The 21,280-nt window shown below is 38.6% G+C and carries 26 protein-coding genes and 1 pseudogene; 15 read left to right on the top strand and 12 right to left on the bottom strand.

Annotated elements, in window-relative coordinates; genetic code table 11:
• Positions 1–47 precede the first annotated feature (47 nt).
• On the top strand, positions 48–284 hold the full coding sequence (locus BLW93_RS06865; RefSeq protein WP_076713349.1) for a VanZ family protein: 237 nt from the start codon (positions 48–50) through the stop codon (positions 282–284).
• Here the strand turns inward: BLW93_RS06865 and BLW93_RS08755 are convergent.
• Genes BLW93_RS08755 through BLW93_RS06905 form a run of 9 tightly spaced genes read right to left on the bottom strand, consistent with a single transcriptional unit; the run spans position 231 to position 6,489 of the window.
• Positions 231–569, bottom strand: coding sequence for a hypothetical protein (locus BLW93_RS08755; RefSeq protein WP_144444028.1), 339 nt, complete (start codon positions 567–569; stop codon positions 231–233). The genes BLW93_RS06865 and BLW93_RS08755 overlap by 54 nt on opposite strands.
• A 2-nt stretch (positions 570–571) precedes the next feature.
• A complete protein-coding gene (locus tag BLW93_RS06870; RefSeq protein ID WP_158025384.1) occupies positions 572–1,789 on the bottom strand; it encodes a LysM peptidoglycan-binding domain-containing protein in 1,218 nt (405 codons plus the stop codon).
• Positions 1,764–2,042, bottom strand: a complete 279-nt coding sequence (locus BLW93_RS06875) for an acylphosphatase (protein ID WP_076713350.1) — start codon at positions 2,040–2,042, stop codon at positions 1,764–1,766. Before BLW93_RS06875 ends, BLW93_RS06870 begins: the two co-directional genes overlap by 26 nt.
• Positions 2,033–2,785, bottom strand: coding sequence for a patatin-like phospholipase family protein (locus tag BLW93_RS06880; RefSeq protein WP_076713351.1), 753 nt, complete (start codon positions 2,783–2,785; stop codon positions 2,033–2,035). The genes BLW93_RS06875 and BLW93_RS06880 overlap by 10 nt, the downstream gene beginning before the upstream one ends.
• On the bottom strand, positions 2,786–3,475 hold the full coding sequence (locus BLW93_RS06885; protein WP_076713352.1) for a metal-dependent hydrolase: 690 nt from the start codon (positions 3,473–3,475) through the stop codon (positions 2,786–2,788). It abuts the gene before it with no gap.
• 11 nt (positions 3,476–3,486) lie between these two features.
• Positions 3,487–3,843: a roadblock/LC7 domain-containing protein gene (locus BLW93_RS06890; protein ID WP_076713353.1), complete on the bottom strand. Its 357-nt coding sequence runs from the start codon at positions 3,841–3,843 to the stop codon at positions 3,487–3,489.
• A 10-nt stretch (positions 3,844–3,853) separates the two neighbouring features.
• Positions 3,854–4,867 carry an aspartate-semialdehyde dehydrogenase gene (locus BLW93_RS06895; protein WP_076713354.1) on the bottom strand — a complete coding sequence of 338 codons (1,014 nt, stop codon included), beginning with the start codon at positions 4,865–4,867 and terminating at the stop codon, positions 3,854–3,856.
• Positions 4,868–4,906: 39 nt separating this feature from the next.
• The gene (lpxB, locus tag BLW93_RS06900; protein WP_076713355.1) at positions 4,907–6,007 is read right to left on the bottom strand and encodes a lipid-A-disaccharide synthase; all 1,101 of its coding nucleotides are present in this window, start codon (positions 6,005–6,007) and stop codon (positions 4,907–4,909) included.
• Complete coding sequence (locus tag BLW93_RS06905; protein ID WP_076713356.1) at positions 6,004–6,489, bottom strand: D-glycero-alpha-D-manno-heptose-1,7-bisphosphate 7-phosphatase; 486 nt, start codon at positions 6,487–6,489, stop codon at positions 6,004–6,006. The genes lpxB and BLW93_RS06905 overlap by 4 nt, the downstream gene beginning before the upstream one ends.
• 210 nt (positions 6,490–6,699) lie before the next feature.
• On the opposite strand from BLW93_RS06905, the gene BLW93_RS06910 reads away from it, so the two are divergent.
• Complete coding sequence (locus BLW93_RS06910) at positions 6,700–7,224, top strand: S-adenosylmethionine decarboxylase family protein (RefSeq protein ID WP_076713357.1); 525 nt, start codon at positions 6,700–6,702, stop codon at positions 7,222–7,224.
• A 25-nt stretch (positions 7,225–7,249) separates the two neighbouring features.
• Here BLW93_RS06910 and rsmI read toward each other — a convergent pair whose 3' ends face one another.
• Together rsmI and BLW93_RS06920 are read right to left on the bottom strand one after the other, a co-directional pair.
• Positions 7,250–8,068, bottom strand: a complete 819-nt coding sequence (gene rsmI, locus BLW93_RS06915; protein ID WP_076713358.1) for a 16S rRNA (cytidine(1402)-2'-O)-methyltransferase — start codon at positions 8,066–8,068, stop codon at positions 7,250–7,252.
• 2 nt (positions 8,069–8,070) lie between these two features.
• The gene (locus tag BLW93_RS06920) at positions 8,071–8,448 is read right to left on the bottom strand and encodes a RidA family protein (RefSeq protein ID WP_076713359.1); all 378 of its coding nucleotides are present in this window, start codon (positions 8,446–8,448) and stop codon (positions 8,071–8,073) included.
• Positions 8,449–8,578: 130 nt separating this feature from the next.
• Here BLW93_RS06920 and BLW93_RS06925 point away from each other — a divergent pair, with 130 nt between their 5' ends.
• The 13 genes from BLW93_RS06925 to flhA are packed head-to-tail and all read left to right on the top strand — an operon-like array spanning position 8,579 to position 21,012.
• Complete coding sequence (locus tag BLW93_RS06925; protein WP_076713360.1) at positions 8,579–8,908, top strand: hypothetical protein; 330 nt, start codon at positions 8,579–8,581, stop codon at positions 8,906–8,908.
• An 18-nt stretch (positions 8,909–8,926) separates the two neighbouring features.
• Complete coding sequence (locus BLW93_RS06930) at positions 8,927–10,921, top strand: chemotaxis protein CheA (protein ID WP_076713361.1); 1,995 nt, start codon at positions 8,927–8,929, stop codon at positions 10,919–10,921.
• Positions 10,921–11,424, top strand: a complete 504-nt coding sequence (locus tag BLW93_RS06935) for a chemotaxis protein CheW (RefSeq protein ID WP_076713362.1) — start codon at positions 10,921–10,923, stop codon at positions 11,422–11,424. The genes BLW93_RS06930 and BLW93_RS06935 overlap by 1 nt, the downstream gene beginning before the upstream one ends.
• Positions 11,425–13,314, top strand: coding sequence for a methyl-accepting chemotaxis protein (locus BLW93_RS06940; RefSeq protein ID WP_076713363.1), 1,890 nt, complete (start codon positions 11,425–11,427; stop codon positions 13,312–13,314). It begins immediately after the preceding gene.
• A gap of 3 nt (positions 13,315–13,317) precedes the next feature.
• Complete coding sequence (locus tag BLW93_RS06945) at positions 13,318–14,298, top strand: chemotaxis protein (protein WP_076713364.1); 981 nt, start codon at positions 13,318–13,320, stop codon at positions 14,296–14,298.
• Complete coding sequence (locus BLW93_RS06950) at positions 14,285–14,680, top strand: chemotaxis response regulator CheY (RefSeq protein WP_076713365.1); 396 nt, start codon at positions 14,285–14,287, stop codon at positions 14,678–14,680. Before BLW93_RS06945 ends, BLW93_RS06950 begins: the two co-directional genes overlap by 14 nt.
• A gap of 7 nt (positions 14,681–14,687) precedes the next feature.
• Positions 14,688–15,404 (top strand): flagellar hook-basal body protein, encoded by a 717-nt coding sequence (locus BLW93_RS06955; RefSeq protein ID WP_076713366.1) that lies wholly within the window; start codon positions 14,688–14,690, stop codon positions 15,402–15,404.
• A 17-nt stretch (positions 15,405–15,421) separates the two neighbouring features.
• A complete protein-coding gene (flgG, locus tag BLW93_RS06960; RefSeq protein WP_076713367.1) occupies positions 15,422–16,222 on the top strand; it encodes a flagellar basal-body rod protein FlgG in 801 nt (266 codons plus the stop codon).
• A gap of 18 nt (positions 16,223–16,240) precedes the next feature.
• Entirely contained in the window at positions 16,241–16,891 is a 651-nt protein-coding gene (gene flgA / locus BLW93_RS06965; RefSeq protein ID WP_076713368.1) for a flagellar basal body P-ring formation chaperone FlgA, read from the top strand.
• Between the two features lie 35 nt (positions 16,892–16,926).
• Positions 16,927–17,535, top strand: coding sequence for a flagellar basal body L-ring protein FlgH (locus BLW93_RS06970; protein ID WP_245792004.1), 609 nt, complete (start codon positions 16,927–16,929; stop codon positions 17,533–17,535).
• An 11-nt stretch (positions 17,536–17,546) separates the two neighbouring features.
• Entirely contained in the window at positions 17,547–18,644 is a 1,098-nt protein-coding gene (locus tag BLW93_RS06975; protein WP_076713370.1) for a flagellar basal body P-ring protein FlgI, read from the top strand.
• 11 nt (positions 18,645–18,655) lie between these two features.
• Positions 18,656–18,937, top strand: coding sequence for a rod-binding protein (locus BLW93_RS06980; RefSeq protein ID WP_076713371.1), 282 nt, complete (start codon positions 18,656–18,658; stop codon positions 18,935–18,937).
• On the top strand, positions 18,934–21,012 hold the full coding sequence (flhA, locus tag BLW93_RS06985; protein WP_076713372.1) for a flagellar biosynthesis protein FlhA: 2,079 nt from the start codon (positions 18,934–18,936) through the stop codon (positions 21,010–21,012). The genes BLW93_RS06980 and flhA overlap by 4 nt, the downstream gene beginning before the upstream one ends.
• Here the strand turns inward: flhA and BLW93_RS08835 are convergent.
• Positions 20,955–21,280 (bottom strand): annotated as a pseudogene (locus BLW93_RS08835) (hypothetical protein); the annotation flags it as partial. The gene flhA and the pseudogene BLW93_RS08835 overlap by 58 nt on opposite strands.

Genomic DNA, 21,280 nt, shown 5'->3' on the forward strand with positions numbered 1-21,280 from the left:
GAGGCTAAGGAAGAACTTCAGGATATGTTCTCCAGGAGGTACTCCTAATGGTTTACACAAAATTATTGACACAACCCTCTTTTCTTGGAAGTTTCTCTTTTAAATCGGATAGGTTGTTTTTAATACTCTTTATTTACGGAGTTTTTATAGAGTTTACTCAGCTTTTTATACCGGGAAGATATTGTGATTGGAAAGATGTTCTTGCAGATGTAATCGGAATATTTTGCGGTTTAGCTTCTTTTTTGCTCTTCTCTACTGTTAAGCATAAAGATAAAGAGACTTAAAGTTATAAATCCGATAACTCCTGTCATTATCAACGCTGTTTTTGTGTAAGGTAGTCCGAGATTTATTCGTTCTTTGATAATCAAGTAGGTTGTATAAATATAAACGGCAATTCCAGATAGAAGGGCTATCTGTATAATTTTTTTTCCGATGGGGTGTTCAAAAAACCACAGAGAAAATACGGCTATGTAACCAACGGAGAGGGGCAATATTCCTGCCCTCAGGAAATGTGCACTTATGAGTAACAGACTGAGAAAAACAAGTGTTCCTTCTACAAATTTTTTCATAGTTATCGGAGAACCTCTAAAGGATTTAGAGGATAAGCTTTTCCGTTGTGTATTCTGCTTATTTCAAAGTAGAGTCCGCTTCTTCCCCAGTCGCCGGAAACACCTGATGTTCCAATTACCTCGCCTCTGTGGACCAGTTGTCCCGGTTTAACATCTATTTTTCCTAAAGAAGCATATATTGTTGTATATCCTTGTGGATGTTCCAGAATAACAACGTTTCCGTATTTTTTAAGAAATTTATCGTCTTTTCCAGCAAATTTAACGATTCCCACTTCAGCAGCTTTAACAGGTTTTCCTGGTGGAGCTATAATAAATATTCCCTTGTAGCCTTTTGCCCTGATTGTTGTGTCTATCTGTCCGTCAAGGGGCATTTTAAATTCTATCGGTCTGTTTATCGCGAGGCGGTCCTTATATCCGACCAATATTTTAAGTCTCTGTCCCGGCCTTATTAGATACGGTTTTCTAAGATGATTTACTCTGATTATACTTTTAACGGATACGCCGAATTTTTTAGCAATTTTTCCGATAGAGTCTCCACGTCTTACAGTGTAATATTTGTATATAGGAACTTTCCTTAGCATTGAGTATTTTGAGGAGTTTTCTATCTGTGGTGAAGTTGCTTTAGTTACTGGTTTGTTTATCGGTACGGAAACCCTTATAGGTATTTTTAATATCTGGCCTTTGTATATTCTGTAAGGTTTCTTTAAATGGTTGATTTTTATGATTTCTCTTACGGAAGTTCCAAATTTTCTGGCAATTTTCCCGAGGTAGTCTCCGGTTTTTACCTTATATTTGATAATTTTAGTGGTAAATTTTGTTGGTGTTTTACGGGAGTATCTCTTCAAACTTTTCTTTTTGTATTTTACAGGAATTTTAAGCCTTTGACCTGGATATATTCTGTAAGGTTTCTTTAAATGATTGATTTTTACTATTTCCTTTGTTGATACACCGAATTTTTTAGCTATTTTTCCCAGGAAATCTCCACGCTTTACCTTATATAAGGTATAAGAAACGGGAATTTTAAGTTTTTGTCCGGGATATATAGTATAAGGTGCTTTAAGCCTGTTTGTGATAATTATTTGAGTGGTTGTTATCCCGAAACGGTCAGCAATCTTTTTAAGGGAATCTCCCTTTTTTACCGTGTATGTTGTGGCCGTTGCTGTAACAGTTATTGCAATAAGTATAATAAATGTTTTAATAAGTGATTTCAAAATCTTCATAAACGCCTCTATAGTCGGAGTAAGTGTATTTTACATCTTTCACATCTGCAAAGAAAGGACCTTGCCTAAGATAGTCAAGGAGTTTTTCGAGCTTCTCTTCATCGCCTTCTGCTACAACTTCAACCCTTCCGTCAGGAAGGTTTCTGACAAAGCCTTTTAGTCCCAAAGCTTTTGCTTTTGAACGAGTGAAAGCTCTGTATCCCACGCCCTGCACTTTTCCTGATACAAAAGCATGCAGTGTTTTCAGAGCCATTTTTTTATCTCCTCGGCCGTTTTTAGACCGTTTTCATAACCTGTTTTGAAAAAGTTTTCTACGTTTTTAAAGTCAAAAGGAGATCCGGGGAGGAAATGATTGACTACTATGTCACAGAAGTGTTCTCTATACTGTTGATTTTCAAGAACCTGTGCCATTGCACTGCGAAGTGCAACATCTGCCAAGGAATTGGGATTATATTCAGGATTTACAAAGTGAACGCTTGAACCGATTACTATATCGCAACCGAAAACTTTAGGGAATTCGGCAGGCATGGCGTTTCTTATCCCACCGTCTATGTAGTAGTTTCCGTCTATTTTCCAGGGGGCAAATAGTGGTGGTATTGAGCAGGAAGCTACAATCCAGTCAGAAGCTCTGCCTTCAGTTACAAATTTTACCTTCAATGTTTTAAGGTCAACGACTGTAAGTGCAAACGGAATTTTAAACTCTTTTATATCTGTATCGCCTATGAATTCTTCCAGTTTGTGTTTAAGTTTTGTTAGTTTGAACAGACCGCCTTTGAACGATGGTGTGGCAAGCTGTTTCCAGTTTAATGATCTTGCTATTTCTATAATTTTGTCGGGACTGTATCCATAAGCGTAAAGGGCTCCTATTATCGATCCGGCACTTGCTCCGGAAATGGCAGCAGGACAAATACCTTTCTGTTCCAATCCTTTTAGAAAACCTGCATGGGCGACTCCCCTGAGGAAGCCGCCTGAAAGGGCAATTCCTATCTTTTTCATTTAGAATTTATACTCCTGGCCCGGCTTTACAATTTCGACTTTTATACCTTTTTCTTCTGCCAGTTTTTTAAATTCTTCAGGATCTTTATCTATAACCGGCCAGGTTTTGTAGTGCATCGGTATTGCGATTTTTGGCTTGATCATTTCAGCGGCTATGGCAGCGTCTCTCGGGTCCATTGTGAAGTTTCCACCAATAGGCAGAAGTGCTACATCGATATTTTCGTATTTACCAAGAAGCTCCATATCTGCAATAAGTCCTGTGTCTCCGGCGTGGTAGAGGTTTTTACCGTCAACTTCTATTATCATTCCGCACGGATTTCCACCGTAGATGATTTTATCCCCTTCTACAATGGCGCTTCCGTGTGCAGCCGGTGTTAGCTTCACTCTTCCGAATGGGAACTGATAGGTTCCACCGATGTGCATTGCGTGAATGTTTGCTCCTTTTGATCCGCAATAAGAAGCTGTTTCAAATATAGATACTATGGTTGCTCCTGTTTCTTTTGCTATCTCTATGGCATCGCCTAAGTGGTCGCCGTGACCGTGAGTGACAAATATATAGTTTATATCTGTAAAATCTTCAGGTTTAGCTATGTTCCACGGATTTTGTGATAGAAACGGATCAATTAAAGCTTTTAATCCTTCTCCCTCTATGTAGAAAGCGGCGTGCCCTAAATATCTGAGTTTTGCCATTTTCACCTCCCTTAAAGGGTTTCTCTGAGTGTTACAAGGTTTTTCTTGACTATGAATCTTGCTTTTCCGTAGAGAGGCGTTTTTTCAAGAACGGCAACCAAATAGGTTTCATAGGCTAACTTGTAAAGAATCACAATATTATCTGTCAGGAATGCTACCATCTCTTCAAGGTTTTCTTCTTTATTGACATCGGTGAAAGCTTCCGAAAGGCGAAGAGCCGGTGTTATTATCAGGCTTGCCATTTCTTCAATATCGAAGTTCAGGTTAGGTTTTGAGTATTCAGCGATTATGAGCCCTTCTTCGTCTACGATGGCAAGTGCCTTAATCTCTTTGCTTTCTTCAGCCAAATTTTTTAAGACTTCCTTCATCCTGTCTATCCTAAATAAGGTTTTCTTTGATTAACACTTCAGCTATCTGCACTGCGTTTAGTGCTGCTCCTTTCCTGAGGTTGTCGCCAACTATCCACAGGTTTAAACCATTCTTTATTGTATCATCTTTTCTGATTCTTCCTACGAGGACGTCGTCTTTACCGGCAACGTCAATAGGTGTTGGGTATATTCCGTTTTTGAAGTCATCCATTACTGTGACGCCGGGAGCGGTCCGGAGAACTTTAACGGCATCTTCCACAGATACGGGATTTTCAAATTCAAGATTTACGACTTCGGAGTGTCCTATAAATACGGGAACTCTTACGCATGTGGCAGAAACTTTTATTTCTGGATCATGCATGATTTTTTTTGTTTCGTTTACCATTTTGTGCTCTTCTTTTGTGTAGCCGTCATCAAAGAAAACGTCAATTTGGGGAACACAGTTAAACGCAATCTGTTTTGGTATTTTGTTCGGTGGTGGAACATTTTCTCTTTTTAATACAGCTTCTGATTGAGCTTTAAGCTCTTCTATTGCTGCGGCTCCGGCACCGGAAACAGCCTGGTAGGTTGCTACTACGATTCTTTTTATCCGTGACAGGTCATAGAGCGGTTTAAGGGCGACTACCATTTGGATGGTAGAACAGTTGGGATTGGCAATTATTCCTTTATGCCATTTCACATCTTCCGGGTTTACTTCGGGAACAACAAGTGGCACATCGTCGTCCATTCTAAAAGCTGAACTGTTATCTATTACTATGGCTCCTCTTTTAACGGCTTCGGGGGCAAACTGCTTACTTCTATCTCCGCCGGCAGAAAAGAGAGCTATTTCAACACCTTCAAGAGATTCAGGCGTCAATTTCTCTACGGTTATTTCTTCTCCGCGGAATTTGAGCTTTGTTCCTGCAGAGCGTTCTGATGCTAAAAGCTTTATTTTATCAACCGGGAAGTTGCGTTGTTCGAGGACTTTTATCATCTCTTTACCTACCGCACCTGTTGCACCGACAACTGCTACGCTGTATCCCATGCTTTCTCTCCTTGGGCTTATTATAGAGATTTAATTATACTACAAGGATGCTTTTACTTCTTCGCATAGTGTTTTGATGGCGTTTCCCTTGAGTTTCTCTTTGACTTTTTCCGATAGGTCGTTTTTTATTTGTTCATTGTTTATTTCAATTTCCATTAACGTTTCTTTTATTTTTCGCGGTGTCGCGTCCTTCTGGATAAGTTCAGGCACTATTTTTTCTTCGGCGATTATGTTTGGAAGTGATATGTATTTTGTTTTTACCAGTCTCTTTGCAATGGTAAAAGTTAGAGGGTGTAGCTTGTAAATCACAACATGAGGAAGTAAAGCTATTGCTGCTTCAAGGCTTGCCGTTCCGGAAGCTATGATTCCAGATTTTGAATAGAACATGGCGTTGTATACTTCACTTCCTTTGACGATTTTTACAAACGGAGCGATTTTTTTTGTTTTTCTACTGATAAGTTCAAAGTCAAGACTTTCGGCTACCGGTAGGATAAACTCTTCTTCCGGTTTTGAAATTTTTATCTTAACGGCTGTTTCTAAAATTGTTTCCAGAAGGTATTTGATTTCCGATTCTCTGCTTCCTGGCATGAGTAGAATAGGTTTTTTTGTTAAGTTGTAATTTTTGAAGAAAATGGTTTCCGGAATAGCGGGTTTTACCATATCTACGAGAGGGTTACCGACATAGATAGCTTCAAGTCCAAATTTTCTGTAGAGTTTGACTTCAAAGGGAAAAATGACAAACATTTTATCGACCAGTTTTGCGATTTTTTTTCCTCTTTTGTAGTTCCACGCCCAGAATTTTGGAGATATAAAGTAAAAGACTTTTATTCCTTCTTTTTTTGCAATTTCTGTCACTCTCATGTTGAAACCGGGAAAGTCTATTAGAAGCACGGCGTCTGGTTTTTCTTTCTTCAGGAAGTTTTTGATAGTTTTTAGTCCTTTTCTTATTTCAGGTAGTTTTGAAATCGCTTCAAACAGACCGAATGCTGTTAAACGTTTTGCGTCGTATATGTTTTTTACTCCTTCCAGGTTTTCGAGTAAAACACCGTAAAGCTCTATTTCATTTTTCAATTCGTTTACAATTTCTCTGGCGTAGTTGAAAGCTGAAAGTTCTCCTGTTACTATGAGAAGTTTTTTCATCTTTTACCTGTGATTAGTTTTGCTATTTTCAGAAATTCATCTTTCTTCATGAGGTAGCTTTTTTTGCATCCCGCTCTGTTTCCTGCTTCTATGTCGGAAATTTTATCTCCTACCATGAAACTCTCTTTTAAATTTATATTCCACTTCTCTGCTGCTCTAAGAAAAAGTCCGATTTCAGGTTTTCTGCAACTGCATCCTTCGTCAGGTTTGTGAGGACAAAAGAAAAAATCATCAATCTGAACGTTGTAGTGTTTAAGAAGCTGGTTCAACTTTTTGTTTACGGCGTGAAAATCTTCTTCTTTAAAGTAGCCTCTTCCTATGCCGGATTGATTAGAAATTACGATAAGTAAAAATCCTGCGTCTTTCAGTAGTTTTAGTCCCTCACCGACTCCCGGAAGCAGTTTAACCTTCTCCGGTTCGTGGATGTAACCGTCATCCTCTATCAGTGTATTATCTCTATCAAGAAATATTGCTCTCTGCATTCTTTGTCCATGTCTGTTTTGATGTTGTTGATTATACTTGATTCTGATTGATAGCGGTTAAGTGTAATAGTTTTTTTACTATAGATTAGGTGTGAAAACCTGTCTGCCGGTGCGCTGGCTGTTTTTGATAAAAAATGTAAAAATTTATCTTGCTACTTTAAATCTAAAGGATAGATTTAGGTTTTGCTAACTCATGGTGGAGGATATAAGATGGAATTTGTAGGTAGACATATAATGATGGATGCAGTTGTAACAGATATTACAAGGATTAACACGATTCAGCCCATCTACGACTACATGGAAGAGATAGCAAGGCAGCTTGATATGACACTTGTTTATCCTCCTATTGTTGCCCGTTTCCCATTTGCGCAATCAGAGCTTGAGCAGTTTGTTAAGAAGCTTTCAGAAGAGAACGTTAAAAGCGTAACGCTTGATTTTATGGAAGAGACTCTTAAAAGGAGAGCTACCGAAGATAGTGGTGTTTCAGGTGTTTCTATCTGGCTTGAGAGTCACTGCACAATTCATACATGGCCTGAAGAAAAGTTTTTCAGCCTTGATGCTTACAGCTGTAAAGATTTTGATCCGATGGTTGCTCTTAAGCTTACAATAAAATGGTTTAAGGTTGAGTATGCATCTTTTGTTGATGTTGAAAGATATATTGGTGCTCCATGTAAAATAAAGGCGTACGAGTATAAAAACGGGGAACTTATTCCCTGCCAGCCTTCTGTAAAGTAGATAAGAGCAGGCTTTTGGCCTGCTCTTATTCTGAAAATATCTTTAATGCTTTTTTGTAAATTTCGTTTTTTCTTAGTCCTGTTATTTGACAGGTTTTTTTCACCGCTTCTTTTAAAGTTTTTCCCTCCTCTTTAAACTTCTTGAGTAGTTTTTCTGGTTCTATTTTTACTGTGTCCTCTCTTTGAGGGTAGAACAAGATTACCATTTCTCCCTTTGGAGTTAAACGTTTGAGAATTTCCTCGGCTGTTCCTGTTAAAAATTCTTCGTGAAGTTTTGTTATTTCCCGATAAATGGCTATTTTCTTTTCAGGGTTTAAGTTATGGATAGCTTTAAGTGTTTCCTCTATCCTGTGAGGAGATTCATAAGCTACCACTGTCCAGGGCATCTTGATGATTTCGGTTAGTGCTTCGTCTCTTTTTTTCTTCTTTTTTGGGAGGAATCCGTAGAAGAGAAATTTATCTGAAGGAAATCCTGAACCTGAGAGTGCTGCTATGACGGCAGAAGTGCCGGGTATCGGAACAACTCTTATGTTTTCCTCTCTTGCTTTTTTAATAACCCTGAAGCCGGGATCGCTTATTGCGGGTGTTCCTGCGTCTGATACCAGACATATGTTTTTCCCTTCTTTTAGGAGGCTTATTATTTTGTCTGCTGCTTCTTTTTCGTTGTGTTCATGGCACGATATTAACTTTTTTCCTGTTATGTTAAAAGCTGAAAGCAATTCTTTTGTTCTTCGGGTGTCTTCTGCTGCAATGATATCTGCGGTTTTGAAAGTTTCAAGAGCCCTTAACGTTATATCTTTTAAATTTCCTATGGGCGTTGCTACTATATAAAGTGTGCCTTCCATGTTTAAACCTGGGCTATGCATTCAATTTCAATTTCGGCATCAAGAGGTAAACGGGACACTTCTACCGTTGATCTTGCTGGGAAAACAGGGCAGTTTTTGAAGAAGTTTTCGTAAATTTCGTTAACCTTTTTGAAATTTTTGATATCTTTTAGGAAAATGGTTGTTTTTACTATTCTTTTCCTTGAGCTGCCTACCTCTTTTAAAATAGCTTCTATGTTTTTAAAAATCTGTTCTGTTTGTTCTTCTAATGTTTCTAATAGTTTTCCCGTTTTAGGGTTGATACCTATTTGTCCTGATAGGAATATCAAATTTTCTACGATTACGGCCTGAGAATAAGGACCTACCGGTTTTGGGGCTTTGTCTGTTTTTACAGCTTTCATCGTTACTACCTCATATATAGTTAATTCTTATTCATTCTACCAAAATCGGGAACTTGAAAAGAAGATAGTTGCTGATGTAGAATAAGTAGGTGTTACTATTTATCAATAATGAAGAAGAGAGGGGAAATCTATGAATGAACAAGAACTGTTAATAAAGCAAATTGAGAAAGCCAAAGAAGAAGGGGACAAAATGGTTTCTGAAATTCTTTCTGGAATCAAGAGGATTCTTGAGCTTCTTCCTGAAATTTCCGATGAAAAAAATGAAAAGTGTGAAAGAGTGAGAAACTTGCTTCAAGAGATAACAACAGTAACCAGTTATCAGGATATTATTTCTCAGAGACTTGAAAAGGTTAAAAAAGTTCTTGCCGGTGACGAAAATATAACTATTGAGGATCTTGATTGGAATCTGGAAGAGAGCAAGAGGGTTGCACAGGACGATATTGACAACTTTTTCAATTAATGAAGTGGGGTTGGGTAGATGAAGATAGATATTCCTCAGGATATGCAGGAAATATTTGAAGAGTTTTTGGTCGAAGCCGGCGAAATTATTGATAGTCTGGATCAGGATCTTATTAATCTTGAAAATTCTCCGGATGATGAAGAATTAATAAACCGCATTTTTAGAGGGATGCACACCTTAAAAGGTGGTGCGGGATTTTTAAATCTCACCACCATTGTTGAGCTTGCTCACCGTATGGAAGACATTTTTAACAAAGTCAGGAGCGGTGAATTAAAGATAGATTCTGAGAAGCTTGATATTCTTTTTGAAGGTCTTGATAAGCTCAAAGAGGCTTTGGACATGTTGAGGGATAGTGGTGAAATTCCCGATCCAGAAGATATAGATGACATACTTAAAAAACTTGATTCTATACTTGAAGGTAGCAGAACATCTTCCTCTCAGGATACTTCAAATTCAGCTGAGTCGAAAGAAGATTTTGATAATAGGGAAAAAGAAGGCAATGGAAAGAAAATGAAATTTAAAGAAGATGTTCCCGAAGCTTTGAGAAAACTTATAGAAAAATATCCGGATAAGGATATGGCCGGTTTACTGGAAGAGATAATTCTGATGCCTCCAGAAGAGAGGCCTATGGAGATAATTCCTGTTATTGAAAAACTGATAGAGGAAGGAAAGGAGATAAAGGATCTGTTGGAAGAAGAAAAAGAAAAAAAAGAGTCTTCCCCTACACCTCCTCAGCCTGTTTCTAAGAAAGAACCGGATAAAAAGCCAGAACCGGTTAAACCCCCTGTTTCCGTAAAACCACCAAGAGAAAAGAAAAAGAAAACAAGTGATGTTATCCGTATAGATGTTGAAAGGATAGAAAATCTTATGAACCTTGTTGGAGAAATTGTTCTTGACAGAAACAGAATAATGAGGCTTATCTCCCAGCTTGAGAGAGAGCTTAAAAGTGAGACAATAGAGGCACTTAACGAAACTGTTATAAGCATGGATAGGACGGTTAGCGATCTTCAGGCTGCGGTTATGAAGTTGAGGATGCAGCCTATAAAGAAAATTTTCTCCAAGTTTCCCCGTATAGTTAGAGATCTTTCCAAGAAGTTAGGGAAAAAGGTTAATCTGATAATTGAAGGTGAAGATACAGAACTTGATAAGTCAATAATAGATAAGCTTGAAGATCCATTGATTCATCTGGTAAGGAATTCTCTTGATCACGGAATTGAAACACCTGAAGAAAGAGTAATGATGGGTAAGCCCGAAACAGGAACTATAAAACTTTTTGCCTATCATGAAGGAGATCACATAATCATTGGTATTTCTGATGATGGTCGCGGAATCGATGTTGAAAAAGTGAAGCAGAAGGCGATAGAAAAAGGTTTAATTACTCCTGATCAGGCAAAACAGATGTCTGAAAAAGACGCTTACAGTATTATCCTTATGCCTGGTTTTTCAACGAATGATCAGGTTACTGAACTTTCAGGCCGCGGTGTCGGTATGGACGTTGTTGCTTCTGTTATCTATTCCCTTAGGGGAACAATAGAGATAGAGAGTGAAGAAGGTAAAGGGACAACGATTCTCCTGAAACTTCCTCTTACGGTTGCCATTATAAGAACACTGATTATAGGTGTAAATAATCAAATATTCTCCATTCCTCTCCATGCCATTATAGAGATTGTTAAGTATGATAAAGAGAAAGTTAAAAATGTTGGAAGGTTTAAAAGTCTTGTTTTAAGGGATGAAGTTCTTCCTCTGTTCAGCTTGAATGAATTGTTAGGAGTGGAAGAGTCAGGAGAAAAGAACTTTATTGTTGTTGTTAAAGTCGGAGAAAAGTATATAGCTGTTTCTGTTGATAAGCTTTACGGTGAGGAGGAAATCGTAATCAAATCTATGGGAGCTCTTCTTGAGGACATTCCTGGAATTGCTGGGGCAACCATTGCCGGTGACGGAAGAGTAATTTTGATTTTAGATATCAATTCCCTTTTAAATGATGTTAAAAAAGATCTAATAGGGGTAATCTAATGCAGGTAGAAGATGGAAAGAAAAAAGAGTTGGAAATAGAGGAGATAGTTGGTGCGACAGTTTCAAGGGAGATACAAGTTATAGGATTCAAATTAAACGACGAACTTGTTGGGATTCCTATAGAGGAAATCGTTGAAATAACAACCAATAAAGACATAACACCTGTTCCAAAATCGCCTGGCTTTGTTTTGGGAGTGATGAACCTGAGAGGAAAGATTGTTCCTGTGGCTACCGTAAAGAAAAAGTTGGGGATAAAGGAGGAGATTACCCCGGAACTTTTTAAAAAGAACAATATCATTATTTTGGATACCGACTATGGAGAGGTTGGAATTACGGTAGATGAAATAGTAGGTTCTCTTAGATTTACTGAGGAGGATATTTTGCCAGAGCCAACAGGAACTATAGGTATTGAGATTAAACATATAAAAGGCGTAGTTCAATTAGATAAACAGCTTTTAATAATCCTTAATACGAAAACCATTTTTTCAAAGGAGGAAAAGTAGATGTTTGGCAACAGAGGGAACGGGGAGTCCACAGTTTTTCTCAAAAAGACGATAGCCAATCTTGAAAAAGAGATAGAGAAACTTGAAGAACAACTGAAGGCCTGTGAGAGCGAGAAAAAGAATCTTCTGGAGACTGTAGAAAAAGTTAAAAGAGCCGCGGAAGAAGAGAAGAAAGCACTTCAAGAAGAGCTTGAGAAAGTTAAAGAAGAGAAGGAGAAAATTGATAATGATCTGTATATGTATAAGCAGATAGTCGATTCCTTTATGGAAGAAGCCTTTTTCCTTGCCAGCCCTGATTTTAAGCCTGGAAGAGCGGGAAATGAGATTATTCTGGCAAACAGGAGAGCTCTTGAGATTGCTTCAAAATGGAAAGATGTGTTTCTCAAAGAATTTGGAGTTAACCCTGACAATCTCATCGGAACTTCTATTCATGTTATGCATAAAGATCCTGAAAGAGTCAAAATGCTTCTTAAATCGACACGCCCTGGTGAACATATTAAGAACGCTGATATTCCTGTAGGACCTTATGTAATGGCATCTTATAGACATGTTATCTTGAACAAAGATGGAAGTATCAGAGGTTATCTTGCTACATGGAAAGATGCAACTGCTGAGAGAGAAATAGTTGAAAATCTGAAAACAACGCAACAGATGATAGTTTCAAACCTTAAGGCTGCGAAAGAGAGTCTCTTTCAGGCAATAGATACTGCTGTTTCTGTTTCTGTTGTTCTAAACAGTATTAAGAAAGTTATAGAGACTTCAAAAGAAGAATCTGAAGCGGCTATAAAGATAAAGGAACAGATAAACGATCTTGTTAAAGTTTCTGAACAGTTGAAGGTTAACTACAACAAAATTCTTGAATATCTCAATGAAGCTGAGAAAAAGACAACTTCTTCAATAGAACAGATGAAGTACATTCATTCTATAACAAGTAATCTGGAAGAGGTTGTTCAGGATTTAAGACATCAAACGGAGCAGATTGATCAGGTCGTTGAAGTTATCACTTCAATAACTGAGCAGACAAACCTGCTTGCTCTAAATGCTGCTATTGAAGCTGCGAGGGCAGGAGAAGCTGGTAGGGGCTTTGCTGTTGTTGCTGATGAAGTCAGGAAACTGGCAGAAAGGACGAACAAGTCTGCTGTTGAAATTAAAGAGGTTGTTAAGAACATGCGTGAGAAGATGGCGAAAACGACAAAGATTACAGAGGAAGCGACGAAAGCTGTTAATGACGGAATGGAGATATTCAGTCAAAACAAAGAAGTTTACAACAATATCAAGGGTTCAGCGGAAGATACTCTTACAGTTATTAACAGACTGTTTACTGCTGTTGAAGAGGAAGAAAAGCATATCGAAACGATTGTTGAGAAAATTCAGGATTCTTCAAAAATTATCAGTGACCTTTCTACAGTTACAGACAATGTGATTAAGAACTCTGATAGGACGAAGGCTGAAATTAAGAAAGTTCTTGCCACGTTTGGTATGGTTGATCTTGGAGATGCAAAAGACCTTATCAAGATTGTTACCGATGTGCTGGATATTATTGAAAGCATTGAGGAGAATATTAGAAAAGTCTTTGTTCTCAATATACAGCCTGATACAACGTTTATTGCTACTGTTAGCTCTTTAATCAACACTATTGCTTCATCAACCCACGTTTTCAAAACAGTTGCTTCAAAATATCCAGAGCTTGCATCTATCATTTCAGAAATAGAGGAACTTTTAGAAGATCTTCTTGTAAGTGCTAAAGAGATAGCCGTGGCTCTTCAGAACAGAGACTTTAAAGAAACACTTGATAAGATGGAAGAGCTTATTAAGGTAAGCAATGAGATTACATCAAAGGTTGTTGTATGTATAAAAACCTATCTGAATATAAAAGATGGAGGCCGTTGATAGATGCCTAAAAAACAGGATTTGCTTCCAAAAATACTTGAAACCGGTGCCAATGAGCTTGAGATAGTTGATTTCAGGATGTATGAGGAGCTTGATGACGGTTCTATATATGAATGGGCTTTGGGCGTTAACGTTGCTAAAGTTAAGGAAGTTATTTTTACTCCTGAGAATGTGGCAAAGACGCCGAAATCACCTCCTGAAGTGGTGGGAATAGCCAAGATAAGGGATAAGAACATTCCTCTCCTCTCTCTCGCCAGGTGGATGAAGATTAAGCCGGCAATGGAGGAGAAGTACACTATCGTGATGGAATTTTTAAGGGAGACGGTTGGTATAACGATTCATGAGGCAAAGAGAATCCGCCGTTTAAAGTGGAACGAAATTAAAAAGCCGCCTGAGAGTATGGACAACAGGCTTGGCGGTAAAATTGTTGGTGTTATAGAAATAGAGAACGGCCAACTCCTTTTACTGCTTGACTTTGAAGGTATTCTTGATGAACTCGGGATGATAAAAGTTATGAGTGTCAGCAGTATCAATAAGAAGAAGCTTGGAATTAAGGCAGATGAGCACTTTAAAATACTTATCCTTGATGATAGTTCTGTTGCCAGAAGGATTATGAGAAAGATATTGACAGAAGACGGACATACCGTTTATGAGGCGACAAACGGTATAGAGGCTCTTGAAATGCTTCACGACTGGCTTAAAGAGGCAAAGGATGAGGGAAAGGATCTCTCCGATTATGTTCAGCTTATTATTTCTGACATAGAGATGCCGGGGATGGATGGTTTGACCTTTACAAAAAAAGTGAAAGAAAATCCAGAGCTTGCCAAAATACCTGTTATAATAAACACATCGCTTAGTGATCAGGCTAACGTTAGTAAAAGTAAATTTGTTGGGGCAGATGCGCACCTTGTAAAATTTGATGCGCCTGACCTTATAAAACTTGTTCATAAATATGCTTTAAGGAGGAATGATGCCTCTTCCTGATCCGAATATAAAGATTCTGATAGTTGATGATATGGCTACAATGAGAAGAATAGAAAAATCTCTCCTCATGCAGCTTGGTTTTAAAAATATAGATGAAGCTGAAGATGGAAAGGTTGCCCTTCAAAAATTAAGACAGGGCAATTACGATTTTGTCCTTACCGACTGGAACATGCCAAACATGACAGGACTTGAACTTGTTCAGGAGATAAGGAAGGATCCAAAATTGAAGCATCTACCTGTTCTCATGGTAACTGCAGAAGCAAAGAAAGAGAACGTTCTTGCAGCCATAAAAGCCGGTGTTAATAACTACGTTGTTAAGCCTTTTACGGCAGAAACGCTTAAAGAAAAGATAGAAAAGATATTCTCCGCATATAAAAAGTGAGGGGCTTATGTCGGTTGACCTTCAATCTATATACATGCTTGCCAGTGGCGGCAAGCGCGCTATGGAACAGCTTGATGTTACTTCTAACAATATAGCTAACGTTGATACACCTGGTTTTAAAAAAATTTTTGAAGAAGAGATGTATCAAAATGTTTCTGTAAATAAGGGAGAAGCTGGCAAACTTTTAACTTTCCCAAGATTCAGAGAGACAGTTCCAATCCTGTCACAGGGTTCTCTTCAAAAAACCGATTCACCGTTTGATTTTGCCATTTCCGGAAGTGGATTTTTCACCGTTTTAACGAAAGCAGGCATTCTCCTTACCAGGAATGGACACTTCCATCTTGATAGAAACGGTTTTTTGGTTGATGCTAATGGGAACAAAGTTCTTGATAATACAGGAAAACCTATCCTTCTGGACGGAACAATGCCTTTTAATGTTACCGAAGATGGTAAAGTTCTTCAGGGAGGAGTTCAGGTAGCAGTTTTAGGTCTGGAAGATTATGATTCCGTCAAACCTATTGGTGAAGGCTACTACAAAGGTTCGGGCAACCGTAAAAAAGTAAATTGCAGGATTTTAACCGGCTATCTTGAAAGCTCTAACGTCGATCCGATTGAAGAGATGGTTAATTTAATAGAAGTTCAAAGACGTTTTGATATATATGGAAACTTGATAAGGGGTCTTGATAGGCTTAATATAAAGAGCGTTGAAATAGGAAAGGTTTAAACTAAGGGGGAAATACTATGATAAGGGCTCTCTGGACATCTGCTTCCGGAATGGAAGCACAGCAGACAAACCTTGATGTGATTTCTAACAACATAGCGAATGTTAATACAATCGGTTTTAAACGTTCCAGAGCAAACTTTGAGGATTTAATGTATCAGACGATAAAAGATCCCGGAGTTATGAGCTCTGATGAAAATATGGTGCCTACAGGTATTCAAATAGGACTTGGAGTTAAACTTTCAGATGTCAGTAAAATATTCACTCAAGGAAGTCTTATAAAAACAGATAAGAAGTTTGATATAGCCATTCAGGGAGATGGGTTTTTTAAGATAGAACTTCCCGGAGGCGGAGAAGCTTACACGAGAGCCGGCGATTTTCAGGTGGATAATGAAGGTTATCTTGTTACGCCCGAAGGTTACCGTTTAAGTCCTAATATTCAGATTTCTTCTCCCGAAACAATAGTTAACGTGTCCATCAGTCCTAACGGAAATGTTTATGTTGTTAGAAACAGCGGAGGACAGGAGACAACCGAAGAAGTTGGTAAAATTAAACTTTACAAGTTTATAAATCCTGCCGGATTAAAATCTCTTGGTGGTAATCTTTATTCCCAGACAGATGCTTCAGGAGAGCCTATCGAGGGTGATCCCAACACTGACGGTTACGGAAAACTTCTTCAGGGATTTCTTGAAGCTTCCAACGTCAACATTGTTGAAGAAATGGTTAATCTAATTGTAGCTCAGCGCGCCTATGAGATAAATTCAAAAGGTATTACGACAGCTGATGATATGCTTCGTGTTGTCAGTTCTCTTAAATCATAAATTTTGAGAGGATACATTTTGCGTTCTTTCCTCTTTGCTCTTGCTGTTCTTTTCTTAACGGTTTTACCGGCAAGCGGCGAAACCGTTAGAGATTTTATAAAGGATTATGTGAGAGACCATTTTCCGGGAAAAGCTATTGTTTTTATCAGTGCTCCGGATAAAGACATTAATCCGAAAAAAACGGAAGTTACTCTTACTTCAGAGGATAGATATTACCTTCGCTTTAGACTTTATGTAAAGAACAACAGTGGTGAAGACATTATTCCCGTGAATGTAAGAGTAGCGAATTTAAAACCTGTTGTTGTCGCTGCTCATGATATTTTGCCAAAAAGCCTTATAAAGTTAGATGATTTAAAAGTGAAAAAAGTAACGGAGAGCAGAGCCTCTTTAGGATTTAGCTCTATTGACGATGTTGTCGGAAAGAGAGCGAAAAGGCTCATAAAAGCCGGTTTTATAATAAAGCCTTCCGATGTTATGCCTGATTACAGGGTTTTTAAAAATGCGCCGGTAAAAGTTATCTATGTCTCCGGTAATATAAGAATTGAGATGGTTGGTCAGGCACTACAAAATGGCGCTTTAGGGGATATAATAGAGGTTAAAAATATATCTACCGGGAAGAAACTGCTATGCAAGGTTATAGGAAATGGTGTTGTGGAATTTGTGCCCTGATTTTGTTCCTTTCAGGATGCGCAAGTAATCCGCCGGTGAAAAAGGAATTAGTTTATAAACCACCGCCTCCACCAATAGAAGAGGCGAAACCGCTTTCAAAAGGTTCTCTTTACACTGGTTATGATAATCTCTTTTCTGATCCCAAAGCTCATCAGGTTGGAGATATCATAACAATAAAGGTTATGGAATCGCTAACAGGAGAGGGAAGTTCGACAAGTTCTACGGGTAAAAAATCTTCTATGAATCTTAACGTTAATGGCCCTACCATTTTAGGTAAAAGTATTCCCGGTAACTCAACCAATCCGGTTTTGGGTTTTTCTACATCACCGTCCATGGATTTTTCCGGACAGGGCTCTACGAAAAGAGATGCAAAACTTGTAGCAACTATAACGGCAAGGGTGGTTAAGGTTTATCCTAACGGGAATCTCTATATAGAAGGAGAAAAGGTTATAAAGATAAACGATGATACTCAGGTTTTGAAAATATCGGGGATAATCAGTCCTACTGATATAGAGCAGGATAACTCAATTCCTTCTTCAAGAATTTCAGATATGTATGTTGAGTATAACGGTAAAGGTTTTTGGGCTGAGAGTCAGAGGCCTGGCTGGCTTGCAAGGTTCTTGATGAAGATATGGCCGTTTTAGGGAGTAAGTATATGGTTAAAAGGTTGGTTTTTTCTTTTATTTTTCTGTTTCTTTTTTCAATTAATGCCGGAGCCGTGGTTACGAAAATCGGTTCCGAAGTGAACATTGAAGGTGTCAGACCGAACTTTTTAACAGGTTACGGTATCGTTGTTGGTCTTGACGGCACCGGTGACGGTTCTTCCAGTGTTTTTACGCTTCAGAGTATTTCAAATATGTTAAGGAAAATGGGAATTTATGTTGATCCTAAGGTTGTAAAAACAAAAAATGCGGCTGCAGTTATAGTTACAGCAAAACTTCCGCCATTTGCAAAACCGGGAATGACATTTGATGTAAATGTTGCTTCAATAGGTGATGCTAAGGATATTTCTAACGGTATTCTTATAAGAACACCGCTCCTTGGTCCCGACGGAAAGGTTTATGCCTTTGCCCAAGGTTCTGTTTCCACCGGAGGCGGTTATTCAGAATCGAACATGGGCGGTAAGGTTCAAAAAAACTTTCCAACAACAGGAATAATTGTTAATGGTGGAATAGTGGAGAGAGGACTTCCATTTGAGCTTACCGATGAACATTCGGTAACTCTTACGCTGAAGCATCCTTCCTTTTCTGAAGCTGCTACGATATCTGATGCCATTAACAGTGCTTTTGGTAGAGGAACGGCGATTGCTGTTGATTCATCTACCGTAAAGGTGCGGTTTCCAGAGGGTGTTAATAAAGTTGATTTTCTGTCAAAGGTTCTTAACCTTTCCATAAATACGGAGCCTGAGCCGGTAGTTGTAATATATGAAAGGACAGGAACGGTAATAATGAGCGGTAACGTTAAAATAGATCCTCCCGTATATGTTGCTCATGGAAATATCTACGTTTCCGTTACGAAAACACCTCAAGTATCTCAACCTTCTCCTCTTTCTGAAGGAAAAACGGTTGTTACACAGAATGTTACTACCGAAGTTAAAGAGGAAAAGGGACGGATATTCAGCGTTCAGTCTGCCGATTTAAGAGATCTTGTTAAAGCTCTCAATGAACTTGGAATTTCTCCGAGAGATTTAATAGCAATTATTCAGGCTATAAAAGCGGCGGGCAAGCTTCATGCTAAAATTGTTGTGATGTAACGGAGAGAAAAATGGAGCCGAAAATTGTTCCCTATTGGGATGTTACTGCTATTAGAAATATAAAAACGGTTAAGGATGTTGCTAAAGAATTTGAAGCAACATTTCTTGAGATTATGTTGAAAGAGATGAGAAAGGGAATACCTGAAGGTATGTTTTCTTCTTTTTCAGATAAGATGTACACCGATATGTTTGATATGGCGGTTGCAAATAGACTTGCCTCTTCTGATAGATTTGGCCTTGCAAAATACATAGAAAATGCCCTTAACGCCTATAAAAAGGCGGAGAATCTATGAAGGAAACGCTTCTTCTCTATGTAAACAAGCTCTACAAATATTCTGATATTCTTTTTGTTCTTCTTCTTCTTGCGATTCTCGCTTCAATGGTTCTTCCGATTCCTCCTATAGTTCTTGATATCCTTTTGACTTTCAGTATTACTCTTTCTCTTTTGATTTTGATGACTACCGTTTATATAAACCATCCACTGGAATTGTCTTCTTTCCCTTCTTTGCTCCTAATAGCTACACTATTCAGACTTTCTCTGAACATAGCAACCACCAGAAGAATCTTACTTCACGGCAATGAAGGACCGGCGGCAGCAGGTAAGGTTATTGAAGCCTTCGGGCAGTTTGTTGTAGGTGGTAATTACATTGTAGGTATTATTGTCTTTCTGATTCTTGTTGTTATTAACTTCATCGTTATTACTAAAGGAACCGAAAGGATTTCTGAAGTTGCTGCAAGGTTTACGCTTGATGCTATGCCAGGCAAGCAGATGGCAATAGATGCCGATTTAAATGCCGGCTTGATTGATGAGAAAGAAGCCCAGAGGCGACGTCAGGAAATTGCAAGAGAAGCGGACTTTTACGGAGCTATGGACGGTGCTTCAAAATTTATCCGCGGTGATGCCATTGCAGGGATAATCATCACTCTTATAAACATTTTAGGCGGTCTTGCAATTGGTGTTTTTCAGCACCATATGAGCTTAGCAGATGCGGCAAAGACATTTACGATACTTACTGTTGGTGACGGTCTTGTCAGTCAAATTCCTTCACTTATTACATCAACGGCAGCCGGTCTTATGGTTACAAGAGCTGCAGCAGAAACCGATCTTGGAACTGAAATTTTCAAACAGTTGACCAGCTATCACAAAGCTCTTTTCATGGCGGCAGGAACGCTGGCTGTTATTGGTATTGTTCCTGGAATGCCGACAATTCCTTTTTTGCTTGTAGCTTCTCTCATTGCAATAGTAGCCTATATGGTCTATGAGGCGGGAAAAGAGAGAGAGCTGAAAGAAGCTGAGGAAAGAGCCAAGGAGCTTATAAAAGAGGCAAAGGCTAAAGAAGAAGACGAGGACATTATTTCTCCTCCTGAAACGCTTGCTATGGAAATAGGTTATGCTTTAATTCCCTATGTCGAGGATAAGAAGACAGGGGAAATCGTTAAGAGAATAAAATCTTTGAGAAAACAGCTTGCGAGGGAGCTCGGGATTATTATTCCTCTTGTTCATATAAAAGATAACCTTGAGCTGAAACCGGGTGAGTATAGAATTTTAATAAGAGATGTAGAGGTTGCAAGGGGAGAAGTCGAACCGAATAAACTTCTTGCTATTGATACGGGAACGACAAAAGAAAAGATTTCAGGAAAAGAGACGAAAGAACCGGCTTTTGGCCTTACAGCTTACTGGATTACTCCTGACTTGAAAGACAGAGCGAAACTTCTTGGATATACGGTTGTTGATATTCCTACCGTTATAATTACTCATCTTTCAGAAGTTATCAAGAAACATGCATATGAGATTCTGGGAAGAGTTGAAACAAAAGAACTTGTTGATAATCTTGCGAAAAAATATCCTCTTGTTAAAGACATTGTTCCAGAGCAGGTGCCTTTAGGTGTTGTTCACAGAGTTCTTCAAAATTTGCTTAAAGAGGGTATTCCTGTTAAAGATCTGATGACTATTTTAGAAGCGCTTTCTGATAATATTTCGAGAACGCAGGATCCGGACATACTTACCGAATTTGTGAGACAGGCACTTGCCCGTTTGATAACAAATCTTTACTCTGTGAACGGTGAGATTACCGTTCTGACGTTGACTCCAAAAGCGGAAAATTACATTTTGGAAAAGGTGAAACAGAACGATGGTTATCTTCCGCCTCTTGAGCCAGCTTTTGTTCAAAAAATAATGGGTGATATAATGAAGTATCGTGATATATTCACAAGGAAGCAGGCAGTTCCTGTTATTCTCACCTCTCCTGCCGTTCGCCGTTTTCTTAAAAAGATAATAGAACCGTATGCACCGAATATTGTTGTTCTTTCCTATTCTGAAATAGAGCCCGGTGCCAAGGTTAGCGTTGTAGGAACAGTCGGTGAATAAAAGTATTCTCTTTCCGCAATGGTGTTTGCACTTAAGATATCTATCTCCTTTATGGATATTCTGTCTGTGAAAAGTTCGATTAAGTTGAATGAGTATCCGTGGGGATTTCTGTGTAATTCCCATGAAAAACTTCCTGCATTTGCAAATACGGTGTTCTCGATTTTTAAAAAGAAACTGTTACCTCCAAATCCGGTTGTGTCAATAATTTTGTGTAAACCATTAGGAGTACCTCCTGGAGAACATATCCTGAAGTTCTTCCTTAGCCTCA

It is taken from the genome of Desulfurobacterium indicum (assembly GCF_001968985.1).
Classification (GTDB): domain Bacteria; phylum Aquificota; class Aquificia; order Desulfurobacteriales; family Desulfurobacteriaceae; genus Desulfurobacterium_A; species Desulfurobacterium_A indicum.

Bases quoted from the DNA above. Each gene is read 5' to 3' on its own strand.
- BLW93_RS06875 (WP_076713350.1), bottom strand. From the start codon at position 2,042: ATGGCTCTGAAAACACTGCATGCTTTTGTATCAGGAAAAGTGCAGGGC.
- BLW93_RS06885 (WP_076713352.1), bottom strand. From the start codon at position 3,475: ATGGCAAAACTCAGATATTTAGGGCACGCCGCTTTCTACATAGAGGGA.
- lpxB (WP_076713355.1), bottom strand. From the start codon at position 6,007: ATGAAAAAACTTCTCATAGTAACAGGAGAACTTTCAGCTTTCAACTAC.
- BLW93_RS08755 (WP_144444028.1), bottom strand. From the start codon at position 569: ATGAAAAAATTTGTAGAAGGAACACTTGTTTTTCTCAGTCTGTTACTC.
- BLW93_RS06935 (WP_076713362.1), top strand. From the start codon at position 10,921: ATGCAGGTAGAAGATGGAAAGAAAAAAGAGTTGGAAATAGAGGAGATA.
- flgG (WP_076713367.1), top strand. From the start codon at position 15,422: ATGATAAGGGCTCTCTGGACATCTGCTTCCGGAATGGAAGCACAGCAG.
- BLW93_RS06950 (WP_076713365.1), top strand. From the start codon at position 14,285: ATGCCTCTTCCTGATCCGAATATAAAGATTCTGATAGTTGATGATATG.
- BLW93_RS06895 (WP_076713354.1), bottom strand. From the start codon at position 4,867: ATGGGATACAGCGTAGCAGTTGTCGGTGCAACAGGTGCGGTAGGTAAA.
- BLW93_RS06945 (WP_076713364.1), top strand. From the start codon at position 13,318: ATGCCTAAAAAACAGGATTTGCTTCCAAAAATACTTGAAACCGGTGCC.
- flhA (WP_076713372.1), top strand. From the start codon at position 18,934: ATGAAGGAAACGCTTCTTCTCTATGTAAACAAGCTCTACAAATATTCT.
- BLW93_RS06865 (WP_076713349.1), top strand. From the start codon at position 48: ATGGTTTACACAAAATTATTGACACAACCCTCTTTTCTTGGAAGTTTC.
- BLW93_RS06890 (WP_076713353.1), bottom strand. From the start codon at position 3,843: ATGAAGGAAGTCTTAAAAAATTTGGCTGAAGAAAGCAAAGAGATTAAG.
- BLW93_RS06975 (WP_076713370.1), top strand. From the start codon at position 17,547: ATGGTTAAAAGGTTGGTTTTTTCTTTTATTTTTCTGTTTCTTTTTTCA.
- BLW93_RS06910 (WP_076713357.1), top strand. From the start codon at position 6,700: ATGGAATTTGTAGGTAGACATATAATGATGGATGCAGTTGTAACAGAT.
- BLW93_RS06905 (WP_076713356.1), bottom strand. From the start codon at position 6,489: ATGCAGAGAGCAATATTTCTTGATAGAGATAATACACTGATAGAGGAT.
- BLW93_RS06955 (WP_076713366.1), top strand. From the start codon at position 14,688: ATGTCGGTTGACCTTCAATCTATATACATGCTTGCCAGTGGCGGCAAG.
- BLW93_RS06880 (WP_076713351.1), bottom strand. From the start codon at position 2,785: ATGAAAAAGATAGGAATTGCCCTTTCAGGCGGCTTCCTCAGGGGAGTC.
- BLW93_RS06925 (WP_076713360.1), top strand. From the start codon at position 8,579: ATGAATGAACAAGAACTGTTAATAAAGCAAATTGAGAAAGCCAAAGAA.
- rsmI (WP_076713358.1), bottom strand. From the start codon at position 8,068: ATGGAAGGCACACTTTATATAGTAGCAACGCCCATAGGAAATTTAAAA.
- BLW93_RS06980 (WP_076713371.1), top strand. From the start codon at position 18,656: ATGGAGCCGAAAATTGTTCCCTATTGGGATGTTACTGCTATTAGAAAT.
- BLW93_RS06920 (WP_076713359.1), bottom strand. From the start codon at position 8,448: ATGAAAGCTGTAAAAACAGACAAAGCCCCAAAACCGGTAGGTCCTTAT.
- BLW93_RS06870 (WP_158025384.1), bottom strand. From the start codon at position 1,789: ATGAAGATTTTGAAATCACTTATTAAAACATTTATTATACTTATTGCA.
- BLW93_RS06940 (WP_076713363.1), top strand. From the start codon at position 11,425: ATGTTTGGCAACAGAGGGAACGGGGAGTCCACAGTTTTTCTCAAAAAG.
- BLW93_RS06930 (WP_076713361.1), top strand. From the start codon at position 8,927: ATGAAGATAGATATTCCTCAGGATATGCAGGAAATATTTGAAGAGTTT.